This window comes from uncultured Flavobacterium sp. (assembly GCF_963925415.1).
Classification (GTDB): Bacteria; Bacteroidota; Bacteroidia; order Flavobacteriales; family Flavobacteriaceae; genus Flavobacterium.
In genome coordinates this window covers 1-11,605 of sequence record NZ_CAWUTS010000082.1, presented here as the reverse complement: position 1 = coordinate 11,605, position 11,605 = coordinate 1, and the positions used below count along the sequence as shown (strand labels likewise).

Below are 11,605 nucleotides of genomic sequence, written 5' to 3'. Positions count from 1 at the left end.
GACAAAATTGGCTACCCACCAAATGGAAGTAAAACCATCAATGGAATACGTTACGAAACCCTTGGATTTCCTTTTATCGGAGCCAACCAAGAATCTTTATGGAATTGTGGTGTGTATATGGCAATGCCCGAATCGGAAGTAGAGAAACCAACGAAAAACAGACAAGTAAGTACTCAAAATTTCAAACAATTACCCAATTGGTTTTTGCCTTTTATAGACCATTTATTTGACAAGCCTACTTTAAAATTTTGGGAAACTGCCATTCAATACGGCAAAGTATCCCCTCACCCGGTTTGGGAATTTGTAACTGAAAAAGTTGTAAATAATAGAGTTGTGCTTTTAGGAGATGCCGCACATATGGCAAGTCCGAGAACAGGTGCAGGTGCATATTCTGCAATGGTAGATGCGGTCGTTTTAGAAAACGCTTTCAAACAAGGAAAAAACATAGACGAATCACTAAATCTGTACAATCAAAATACCGTTTTCAGAGGAAAAGAATTGTATAATCACAGTAGAAAATCGGCATCTTATTTTGCGCCTGAAAACAGAAAAATAGTATCGCCAAAAGTATTAGTAGAAATACTTCAAAGCCAACAAACTTTAAATATGGAATAAAAAAAAGGCATACAAAAATGTATAAAAGCTATAGCGGTTTGGGTGTAAACTCGAACCGTTTTTGCGTTTAATTAAGTATCTTGCTATCTGAAAAGCAAGTGCAATTTAATTCGCTACTGCTCTTATACTAAACGTTGTACCATAATTATTAACTGTATCCATATTTCAGGACAAGACAGTTTGTGGTTTATGAATTATCAGGAACGAAATAATACGGAATATTTTTTATCTGTGCGACAAAATAATGACGGAAAAGTTTATGTTGGAAAGTATAAAAAAGGAGACAGTCTAATATTAAAAGACTCTGAAGCCAAAATGTATATTATCGACAACAAACTTTTTGAGTTAACTGAAAAAAGAACTGAAATAAATTTAATTAAAACAGAATAAAACTACGCTCAACACCATATATAATTTATTGTTTGCTTTTTGCATACTTGTGAAAATCCTTGCGGATTTTCTTGGTCAGTAATTATTTACTAACTTTAGTGTTTACATAAGGCAACTAAACTTGTTTCAACTTCACAATTTTAATTAACCGCAGCAATGGAAACAATAGATATTATAAAAAGTCAGAACGATTTTTTCAATTCAAACCAAACAAAAGATATTGGCTTTAGAATAAAACAGTTAAAAAAGATAAAATTTCTTTTAAAAGATAATGAAAAACTGCTTTTTAAAGCTATTTATAAAGATTTTGGCAAGTCAAAATTCGAAACCTATGTGTCTGAATTTGCACTAATTTATCATGAAATAAATACCGCAGTAAAAAATTTAAAAAAATGGAGCCAATTTAAAAAGGTTGGCACTAGCTTGGTAAATTTTCCTGCAAAAAGTTATATAATCCCTGAACCATTAGGCACAATATTGGTAATAGGCGCATGGAATTATCCGTATCAGTTGTCTTTACTACCTGCTATATCAGCTATTGCCGCAGGAAACACGGTAGTTTTAAAACCCAGCGAACTTCCATTGCATACCTCAAACGTAATGGCAACCCTAATAAACAATGCTTTTAATAGCAATTACTTTTATGTTAAAGAAGGAGGGATATCTGTTGCAACAGCTCTTTTGGAACTCCGTTTTGATAAAATATTCTTTACTGGAAGTAGCGCTGTAGGCCGAAAAATATATCTAGCTGCAGCTAAACACTTAACGCCTGTAACTCTTGAATTGGGTGGAAAAAGCCCCACTTTTGTGTTTTCAGACACTGATATAAAAACTACCGCTAAACGCATTGCTTGGGCAAAATTTTTAAACGCAGGTCAAACATGCGTTGCGCCAGATTATATTCTTGTTGAACAAAAAGCCGAAGAACGTTTTATACATGCTTTAAAAGAAGAATTGAATAAATACCCCAAAAAACATCAAGATTTTTCAGACAATTATACTCAAATTATCAATACCGCAAATTTTGATCGCCTTAAAGATTTGATTGACAACAGTACCATTTGTTATGGCGGCTCTACAGATAGAAACACACGGTTTATAAGCCCCACAATTTTGAAAAATGTTTCGTTCAATGACAAAATTATGGAAGACGAAATTTTTGGTCCAATTTTACCTATAATTATATTTACAGATATTGATTTGGCTATACAAGAAATTAAGAAAAGACCTAAACCATTGGCTTGTTACATCTATTCTAAAAATAAAGAAACAATAAAAAAAATACTACACGAAATATCATTTGGAGGTGGTGCAATAAACGAAAGTATTATGCAACTTTCAAACAGTAATTTGCCTTTTGGTGGTGTAGGGTTTAGCGGAATGGGGAGCTATCATGCAAAAGCGGGGTTTGATACTTTTTCGCATTACAAAAGTATTTTACATAAGCCTTTTTGGTTTGAGTCAAGTTTAAAATATGCTCCTTATTCTAATAAAAAAATGAATTGGATAAAACGACTAATGGAATAAATATAGCATTAAATAGTAGTAATGCTTTAGTTTAAAACCAAGAACCTCATTTTTAGAAATGAGGTTCTTGGTTTTTTTATTTTATTTATTTTTTTATAGGAATATGCTCCAATACTTCTAAAACAAATTTCCAATATTTTTGTGCTGAAGAAATACTAGCTCGTTCATCGGGGCTGTGTGCACCTTTAATAGTTGGTCCAAAAGAAATCATATCCATCTCTGGATAATGAGTTCCTAAAATTCCACATTCTAAGCCAGCATGACAAGCTACAACAGCAGCTTTAGCGCCATTTTGTTTTTCGTAAATTGAACTTAAAACATCTAGTATTTCTGAGTTTGCATTGGGTGTCCAACCCGGGTAATTGCCTTCATACGTAACTTCGCATCCCATTAGTTCAAAAGCTGAACGCAAGGAATTCGCTAAATCAAATTTGGCTGTTTCAACAGAAGAACGCGTTAAGCATTGAATGCTTAATTTTCCTTCTCCAACCATAACTTTTGCAACATTATTTGAAGTTTCTACTAAATCATCAAAATCGGCACTCATTCGATATACACCATTATGTGCCGTATATAAAGCCCGTACTAAAAAGTATTGAGCCATTGGAGGCATCACTTTTGCTGGTTTATTTTCTGATTTTACTATTGTAACTTCTAAATGGGGTTCGGTTGTTTTTAATTCGCTTTTAATCTCATTAATAATATCTTGCATATCAAATGCAAAAGCATCATCATATACATTGGCAATAACAACTTGAGCTACACTCTCACGTGGAATAGCATTTCGCAAACTTCCTCCTCGTATGGAGGCTATTTGCAATCCAAAAGCATCAAAAGCATCAAATAAAAGACGATTCATAATTTTGTTTGCATTTCCTAAGCCTTTATGAATATCCATACCTGAATGCCCCCCATTTAGTCCTTTTACGGTAATGGTATAAGCAACAGCATTTTCTGGAGTCTCTTCTTCATCATATTCTGCAGTTGCTGTAACGTCTATTCCACCTGCACAACCTATGTCTATTTCGTCATCTTCTTCAGTATCCAAATTCAATAAAATTTCACCTTCAAGCATACCACCTTGTAATCCCATTGCTCCGGTCATTCCAGTCTCTTCATCTATAGTAAACAAAGCCTCAATAGCAGGGTGTTTGATGGTTGTACTCTCTAATATTGCCATAATCGTAGCCACTCCCAAGCCATTATCAGCACCCAGAGTTGTTCCTTTTGCACGCACCCAATCCCCATCTACATACATTTCGATTCCTTGTGTGTCAAAATCAAAAACAGTATCGTTATTTTTTTGATGAACCATGTCTAAATGCGATTGCATCACGATGGTTTTTCTGTTTTCCATTCCAGCTGAAGCTGGCTTTTTTATAATTACGTTTCCTATGGTATCGTTTAGGGTTTCAAATCCTAATTTTTTTCCAAAATCCATCATAAAAGCAATAACTCTTTCTTCCTTTTTAGAAGGTCGTGGTACTGCATTTAAATCGGCAAATTTGTTCCAAAGTGCTTTTGGCTCTAGGTTTCTTACTTCTTGGCTCATACTATTTGTTTTTTGTAAGTTTTAAAGTAGCAAAGTTACAAAGTTTAATTTCTTTAGGAATTGATTTGTCGTTATATTTACATTTTAAATTAAAGCCGTGCAAAAAAAATACCTATTACCTATATTATTGCTTGTTCAAATCATGATCGTTAAAACTTTAGCTCACTATCCTGAAGTTGTTGAAAAATACTACAGTATGGGTTTTTACCCTTTACTTTCAAAAACTTTTCGATTTTTATTTGGCAGTCTTTCCTTTTCAATTGGTGATGTTATGTATGGCTTTATGCTCGTTTTAGTTGTAAAATGGTTTTTAAAAAATAAAAAAAACTTTTTTAAAAATTGGAAAAAAAATAGCCTGAGCTTTTTAAGTGTACTTTCTATATTTTATTTTTTATTTCATGCACTTTGGGGAATGAATTATTATCGAATGCCGTTAAACGAAAAGTTGAAAATTGAAAAAGAATATACTTCAAAAGATTTAGAAGCTTTAACTCAAGAAATACTAATTAAAACTAATAGATTACAGTTTAAAATAACCTCTAACTCAACTACAGCGGTAATTATTCCATATACTGAAAAAGAAATGTTTAAAATGGCCCCAAATGGATATCACAAATTACCTAACGATTTAAAAGATTTAGATTACTACAATAAAAGTATCAAAGAGTCTTTATTTAGTTTGCCTTTGTCATATATGGGTTTTGGTGGTTATCTAAATCCGTTTACCAATGAAGCTCAAATTAACTACTTGAAACCTAAATATACTTCTCCATTAACTATTTGCCATGAAATGGCACATCAAACCGGTCTTGGGTCAGAAAGTGAATGTAATTTTATAGGGTTTTTAGCAGCAAAAAACAACACAGATGATTATTTTCAATATGCTGCCTACAGTTTTGCATTAAATTATTGCTTGTATAATTTAGAACTAATTGAAAACGGTAAAAGCAAGTCTTATTTTTCTCAAATCAATAAAGGTGTTTTAAAAAATTTTAAGGAAAATGATGTGTTTTGGAATAATTATAAAACACCAATTCATACTTTCTTTGAATATTTTTATGATCATTTCTTAAAAGCAAACCAGCAAAAGGATGGTATGGAAGGTTATAGTAAGTTTATTGGATTACTTATTGGTTATGAAAAAATTAGTTCTTAGATAAATATTTCAATGTATTTTCTACTTTATATTTTGGATTATTTTCTAAAAAAACATCAAAATAAGCAGTATGAGTAGCTCCCAGAATAATTAAAACTCTATCGCTTTTTGTTAATGGAATATCGCAAAAATTAGAATACATTCTTAAGTTTCGTTTATAAAAATCAGTAATAATATCAGCACCTTCCAATTTTTCATTTGTATGCATAGTTGCTAAAAAATTATAAAAATTAAACGTTTCCATTTTATATTCTTTCGTATTTATTTCATAAAATTGTTCCAATAAAGGCAAACTATTTACTTCTTTATATGAATTCATTTGATTCACCACAAATAAACTATCAGATGTATTTCTGTTTGCTAAATCAATTAAACTAGGATAATCAAAACCCATTTGATCGTCTATTCCATAAATGTATTTTACACCAGTTAATCTACCAGTCTCAAATGCTATAGAATTTAATTCTTCTGAATAATTTAATCGATTGGATTGATCTACTATATATTTTTGAAAAACTTCATTTACAAAAGAATTATTATTAGGTTGCATCTCAATACAAATTATAGTAGGTTTATATGCTACTAGGCAATTTACAATTTTATTAATGTCCTTTTTTATTTGAAAATCATTTAAATCTCTAACCGCAGTATTTGCATCTGAAGTATGGGTTAAATGTGCTGAACCAAAATTTAAAACACTAATTTTTTCTATTTCGATAGATTTAATTTCTTTATCTCTTAATGGATTACAACTAAAAAATAAAATCGACAAAATAACAATCAAAAAATGTTTCATAAGTATCGACGGTTTAAAATTAATAATAATATTATATCTCATCGCTAGTAAAACTAACAGCTTGTTTCTTTTTGTAAGGTCGAATAATTAAACGGGCTTCTCTATCAAAACGAATATAATTGTAAACCCAATTTAGAAAAACAACCGCTTTATTTTTGAAACCAATTAAAGAAAATAAATGCACAAACATCCAAACAAACCAAGCAAAAATACCACTAAACTTATAGTTAGGTAAATCTACAACAGCTTTGTTTCTTCCTATTGTTGCCATAGAGCCTTTGTCTTTGTATTCAAAAGGTTTCATGCTTTTTTTGTCTACTAATCTCACTATATTTTCAGCCAATTGCCTACCTTGTTGAAGCGCAGGTTGAGCCATCATAGGGTGACCTAATGGAAAATCATCTGTAACCATATAAGCAATATCGCCAATGGCAAAAATGTTTTTATAGCCTACCACTTCATTAAATTCATTGACTTTTATTCTATCGGCTCTTTCTATTAAGCTTTCGGCAGATAAGCCATTTACTAAAGCTCCTTGCACTCCCGCAGTCCATATAACTGTAGCACTATCAAAAGTTAAATCTGAATTTGTAGTAACAATTCGTCCATCATATCCTGTAACCCTTAGTTTTTTCCATACACTTACTCCTAATTTAATTAAAAATTCTTCAGCTTTTGAAGATGCGTGTTCGCTCATGGTATTCAAAATTCGATCAGCACTTTGAATGAGGTTTATTTCCATTTTTCGCACATCTAAATCAGGATAATCTTTAGGTAATACAGCTTTTTTCATTTCGGCCAAAGCCCCTGCTAACTCAACACCAGTTGGACCACCACCAACCAATACAAAATTCATCAAACTATTTCGTTCGTTAATGTCGTTTGTTAAAAGCGCTTGCTCAAAATTTTCAAGAATTAAACTTCTTATATTTAATGATTGAGGTATGGTTTTCATAGCCATACAATTGCGTTCCATTTCTTTATTACCAAAAAAATTTGTTTTTGAACCAGTTGCTACTACTAAATAATCGTATTTGAGTTCGCCAATATCAGCATATATTTTGTTTTTTTTAGGGTCAATTTCGTTAACGTCAGCTAAACGAAAATAGAAATTGTTGCTTTCTTGTAATACTTTTCTTATTGGGTAAGCTATAGAATCGGGTTCCAGGCCTCCAGTTGCAACTTGATACATTAAAGGTTGAAAATTATGATAATTGTGTTTATCTAATAAAACAACTTGTATGTTTTTATTTCGAAGTTTTTTAGCCAACGTTATGCCTGCAAATCCTCCACCTATAACAACTAATCTTGGATAACTGGAACGAGGTATGTTCATTTGAATTAAAATTTAATGCCTTGCAAATATACCTTTTTTAACAGAAATGGATACTCCAAAACACAAAATTTACATCGTAATTATCATGCACATATGTGAAGGTAATAAAGATATATTAAAAGGATAAAATTAGTTCTAAAAAATTATTATATTGTAACAAGTTAAAGAAATAATATACTTATAGAATATGAATCAAGAATTAGAAGAAATTTTTGTAAAGCAATTGCAAGAAAACAAAAATATTATCCACAAGATTTGTAGGTTATATACTTCTGACGATGACTCTCATAAAGACTTATTTCAAGAAATTACGATTCAGTTATGGAAGGCGTTTCCTAAATTTAGAGGAGATTCAAAATTTACTACCTGGGCATATCGAGTAGGTTTAAACACAGCTATAACACTTTATCGAAAAAAGAAACGGACACTTGACACTATTGAGTTTGACAACACCTACCATAAGGTACAACAAGAAGATTACAATTTTGAAGAAGAAGAGCAACTCAAGTTGATATATAGTGCTGTTAGTGAATTGAATGATATTGAAAAAGCTTTGGTTTTTTTATATTTAGAAGATAAAAATTATGCTGAAATATCGGAAACTTTGGGAATAACTGAGGTTAATGCACGGGTAAAAATGAATCGTATTAAAGGAAAATTAAAAAAAATATTAAATCCGTAAAAAATGGATGTATTAGAAATATTAAAAAAAGATTGGAAAAAAAAAGACCATTCTTTTGATCAAATAACAGAAAAAGAAATTTATGGAATGCTTCACAAAAGGTCATCTTCTATAGTGAAGTTGATTTTTATCATTAGTGTTTTTGAAATTGTACTATGGACTGTATTTGGCCTTTTTAACACAGATGAAGAATACTTAAAAAAACTCGAAGTGCTTCATTTAAAAGAAACAATTTATGTGATGACCTACATAAATTATGGAATTGTTCTTCTTTTTATTTATGCCTTTTATAGAAATCATAAAAAAATAAGCGCAACAGATAGTATAAAAAAATTAATGTCTAGCATCCTAAATACTAGAAAAACTGTTAAATATTATATTTGGTATAATTTAGCAATGATTTTTATATCAATTATGTTGTTTTTTATATTTTTTATGAAATTTGATCCCAAAATCATTGAAATTATTGATTCATTGAACGAAAAAATGAATGTAAATGGATTTTATATGATTTCATTTACTATTCTTTTTATATGTTCTCTAGGGATTTTAGGTCTGTTTTGGTTGTTTTATAAACTTATTTACGGTGTTCTATTAAAAAGATTAAATAGCAATTATGAAGAGTTAGAAAAATTAGATCTATAAAAATAAAATTTTCGCGTGATTTAATATTTCCAATTTCTTTGTTGGTTTAGCAATTCTTGTTCTTCTATAACTTCCGATGGAATTACTTTTAAAAAAGATTCGTGTTGTTCGATAGCATATTCTATTTTTTCGACTATATCATCTATTGAGTCAACATCATAATCAATTTCAAGTGGGGCCTTAATTGTCATGGATTGTAAAATACCTTTCTTTTTAATACGCAATCCTTTTTTATCAAAAGAACGCCTAAAACCGTCTATTACAACAGGAACAACAATAGGCCTGTGTTGCATAATAATATGAGCAGTACCTTTTCTAACAGGTTTAAACGAACGTGTTGTACCTTGAGGAAAGGTAATTACCCATCCGTCATCTAAAGCAATTTTTATATTTTCTGTATCATTAGGATTAACCGCTCTTTTAACATCTTTGCCTTCTGTACGCCAAGTCCTTTCAACGGTAATGGCTCCAGCATAGGCAAGTATTTTTGGTAACAAACCAGCTTGCATAGTCTCTTTGGCAGCTACATAATATAAATTAAGTTTAGGATTCCATAAATAACAAACGTTCTTAATAGAATCTTCTCTTCCTTTTAAACTGGCATTAAAAACATGAAACATTGCAACCACATCAGCAAAATAAGTTTGATGATTTGAAATAAACAAAACATTGGTATCGGGTAAGTTTTTAATAATTTCAGATCCTTCAATCTGCATTTCATTAAACCCTCTGTACCTTCTATGCGATAAAGATCCGGCAATTCGTATCAGCCATCTCTTTAAAAATAATATATGTCCAAAAGGGTTAGTCTTAAAAAAAGTCATAATTTGCTAATTAAATCTAAAGATACAAATGTAACAAAATCAATTAAATTAATGCGTGTTTAATATTTTCCTTTAATTCACTCATCATCATAGCAGTAGCGCCCCAAACAAAATAATCATTAACCTTAAATGCAGGCACATCAATCTCTGTTGCGTAAGATGTGGATATTTTTATATTAGTTACTATTGAATCATCTAAAAAAAGAGATACAGGTAATTCTAAAACCTTTTCAACTTCATGTAAATCAGGTACAAATACCAATTCGTCATGTGAAATACCCATAAATGGATACACTAAAAAATTACTAGGCGGTATATACATATCGCTAAACGACTTGACAATCTGTATTTTATCAGGATGAATACCTATTTCTTCATGCGTTTCTCGTAAAGCTGTTTCTTCTAAATTTTTATCAATTAATTCTACTTTACCTCCAGGAAAACCTATTTGTGAGGAATGAACGCCTGGATATGAATTTCGAACTATTAATGCCAAGTGGGCCATATCCTCTTTTGGATAAAACAACATTAAAACACAAGCTTTTCGAGGTTCTATCCTGGAAGAATTAAATTCCTTCAAAAAAGAAATTCGATCTAATGGTGCCATTTTTAAATGCGCTTCTGATGCTAGTAACTTTTCTTTACGTATTTTTGGTACATATTTAATAAAATCTTCAAAAAGCATGTTATTTTAATTTATTAGTATGTTTAAAGATAATTTATTTTAAGATACTCACACAAATAAAATTTACAAAATGTTTAGTAAAGAAGAAGTTCAACGTATAAAAAGAGAATTTTGGGTTGCATTTTCTGAAGAAAATTCTAGGAAATGGCTGCTATACAATACTAAAATTAAAGATGTAGCTTTTAAATTTTATGTAGACAATAAAAAAGCTCAGGTATTATTAGAAATAGAACCAAAAGATAATGAAAACAGACTCATTTATTTCGAAAAAATTGAATCCTTAAAAACCATTTTATTAAAAGATTTTTTGCCAGATGCTGTATTTGAACGCAATTTGTATTTAGAAAATGGAAAAGCCGTAAGCCGCATTTGGGTAGAAAAAAGCAATGTTAGTTGCAACAATAAAAACACATGGCCCGAAGTTTTTGAATTTTTTAATGACAAAATGGATGCTTTTGAACGTTTCTTCTATGAGTATGAAGACTATATAAAAGACTTGAAAATAAACAGCTAAAAAAGGGTTTTGAAGCTTATATTGTTTTAAATTTAATTGCTAAAAATAAAGTCATGAAAAAAATTATTGTCATTCTAATCATTATAATATTTCAATCCTGCCAATCGCAAAAAAAAGAAGAAAAAAAACTAGAAATTGGTACAACTGAAACAGATTGGAAAAAAAAATTGACGTCTCTACAATATGAAGTATTAAGAGAAAAAGGAACCGAAAGAGCCTTCTCTGGTGAGTATTGGGATCATTTTGAAAAAGGAAACTACGTGTGTGTGGCTTGTGAAAATGTATTATTTACATCTGAGTCAAAATTTGAATCAGACTGTGGATGGCCATCTTTTGATCAAGCAAAAAAAGGAGCTGTAACGTATCACGAAGATTACAGTTTTGGAATGCTTCGAACCGAAGTAGTTTGTGCAAAATGTGATGGACACTTAGGTCACATTTTTGATGATGGGCCAAAAGAAACTACGGGAAAACGTTTTTGTACCAATTCTGTTTCTATAAAATTTAAACCTCTAAAATAATTTTTGTAACATAGGTTTCAATTATTATTTTACAAAATTAAAAATTATTTATATGCTCATTGAATCTATAAAAGAAAAATTTACTGAAATAAGTGCTCTTATACAAAGTTTAAATTCTACAACATATACAAAGCCAATTGCTGAATTAGGTAACGCAAGTATTGGAGAACATACAAGACATATTATAGAAATGCATCAAACCTTGCTTCATTTTTATGACTTAGGAATCATTAATTATGAATTAAGAGAACGTAATTTAGCTATTCAAACCGATATCGAGTATGCTGTTACATGCATGCAAAATTTAGTAAATAATCTTGAGAAACCAAATAAAAATTTAATATTGAAACAAGGTATAAACA

13 protein-coding genes and 1 pseudogene are annotated in these 11,605 nt (G+C 30.4%); 9 read left to right on the top strand and 5 right to left on the bottom strand.

All coding sequences use genetic code 11. The features are described 5' to 3' along the window. From AABM47_RS06425 to AABM47_RS06415, 3 genes are all read left to right on the top strand, one after another. On the top strand, nt 1-615 hold a 615-nt coding region (locus AABM47_RS06425), incomplete at its 5' end, for an FAD-dependent monooxygenase (RefSeq protein WP_338410101.1). A gap of 189 nt (nt 616-804) precedes the next feature. Further along, nucleotides 805-1,005 (top strand): hypothetical protein, encoded by a 201-nt coding sequence (locus AABM47_RS06420; protein ID WP_338410100.1) that lies wholly within the window; start codon nt 805-807, stop codon nt 1,003-1,005. Between the two features lie 156 nt (nt 1,006-1,161). Then, nucleotides 1,162-2,532: an aldehyde dehydrogenase gene (locus AABM47_RS06415; RefSeq protein ID WP_338410099.1), complete on the top strand. Its 1,371-nt coding sequence runs from the start codon at nt 1,162-1,164 to the stop codon at nt 2,530-2,532. 85 nt (nt 2,533-2,617) lie between these two features. On the opposite strand, the gene AABM47_RS06410 is transcribed toward AABM47_RS06415, so the two are convergent. Beyond that, complete coding sequence (locus tag AABM47_RS06410) at nt 2,618-4,084, bottom strand: aminoacyl-histidine dipeptidase (RefSeq protein WP_338410098.1); 1,467 nt, start codon at nt 4,082-4,084, stop codon at nt 2,618-2,620. Between the two features lie 142 nt (nt 4,085-4,226). Here AABM47_RS06410 and AABM47_RS06405 point away from each other — a divergent pair, with 142 nt between their 5' ends. Next, nucleotides 4,227-5,240 carry a DUF3810 domain-containing protein gene (locus AABM47_RS06405; protein WP_338410097.1) on the top strand — a complete coding sequence of 338 codons (1,014 nt, stop codon included), beginning with the start codon at nt 4,227-4,229 and terminating at the stop codon, nt 5,238-5,240. Here the strand turns inward: AABM47_RS06405 and AABM47_RS06400 are convergent. Beyond that, nucleotides 5,230-6,036 carry a DUF5694 domain-containing protein gene (locus tag AABM47_RS06400; RefSeq protein WP_338410096.1) on the bottom strand — a complete coding sequence of 269 codons (807 nt, stop codon included), beginning with the start codon at nt 6,034-6,036 and terminating at the stop codon, nt 5,230-5,232. The two genes, AABM47_RS06405 and AABM47_RS06400, sit on opposite strands and share 11 nt — an antisense overlap. Nucleotides 6,037-6,067: 31 nt before the next feature. Beyond that, a complete protein-coding gene (locus AABM47_RS06395; protein ID WP_338410095.1) occupies nt 6,068-7,372 on the bottom strand; it encodes an NAD(P)/FAD-dependent oxidoreductase in 1,305 nt (434 codons plus the stop codon). A gap of 187 nt (nt 7,373-7,559) precedes the next feature. Here AABM47_RS06395 and AABM47_RS06390 point away from each other — a divergent pair, with 187 nt between their 5' ends. Both AABM47_RS06390 and AABM47_RS06385 read left to right on the top strand, forming a co-directional pair. Continuing rightward, on the top strand, nt 7,560-8,054 hold the full coding sequence (locus AABM47_RS06390) for an RNA polymerase sigma factor (RefSeq protein WP_338410094.1): 495 nt from the start codon (nt 7,560-7,562) through the stop codon (nt 8,052-8,054). A 3-nt stretch (nt 8,055-8,057) separates the two neighbouring features. Then, entirely contained in the window at nt 8,058-8,699 is a 642-nt protein-coding gene (locus AABM47_RS06385) for a hypothetical protein (RefSeq protein WP_338410093.1), read from the top strand. Nucleotides 8,700-8,719: 20 nt separating this feature from the next. On the opposite strand, the gene AABM47_RS06380 is transcribed toward AABM47_RS06385, so the two are convergent. Then, complete coding sequence (locus AABM47_RS06380; RefSeq protein ID WP_338410092.1) at nt 8,720-9,523, bottom strand: lysophospholipid acyltransferase family protein; 804 nt, start codon at nt 9,521-9,523, stop codon at nt 8,720-8,722. Between the two features lie 43 nt (nt 9,524-9,566). Further along, nucleotides 9,567-10,208 carry a CoA pyrophosphatase gene (locus AABM47_RS06375; RefSeq protein ID WP_338410091.1) on the bottom strand — a complete coding sequence of 214 codons (642 nt, stop codon included), beginning with the start codon at nt 10,206-10,208 and terminating at the stop codon, nt 9,567-9,569. A 70-nt stretch (nt 10,209-10,278) separates the two neighbouring features. On the opposite strand from AABM47_RS06375, the gene AABM47_RS06370 reads away from it, so the two are divergent. The 3 genes and pseudogenes from AABM47_RS06370 to AABM47_RS06360 all read left to right on the top strand — a co-directional run. After that, nucleotides 10,279-10,722 carry a DUF4268 domain-containing protein gene (locus AABM47_RS06370; protein ID WP_338410090.1) on the top strand — a complete coding sequence of 148 codons (444 nt, stop codon included), beginning with the start codon at nt 10,279-10,281 and terminating at the stop codon, nt 10,720-10,722. Nucleotides 10,723-10,775: 53 nt separating this feature from the next. Further along, nucleotides 10,776-11,243 carry a peptide-methionine (R)-S-oxide reductase MsrB gene (msrB, locus tag AABM47_RS06365; protein ID WP_338410089.1) on the top strand — a complete coding sequence of 156 codons (468 nt, stop codon included), beginning with the start codon at nt 10,776-10,778 and terminating at the stop codon, nt 11,241-11,243. Between the two features lie 52 nt (nt 11,244-11,295). Next, nucleotides 11,296-11,605 (top strand): annotated as a pseudogene (locus AABM47_RS06360) (DinB family protein); the annotation flags it as partial.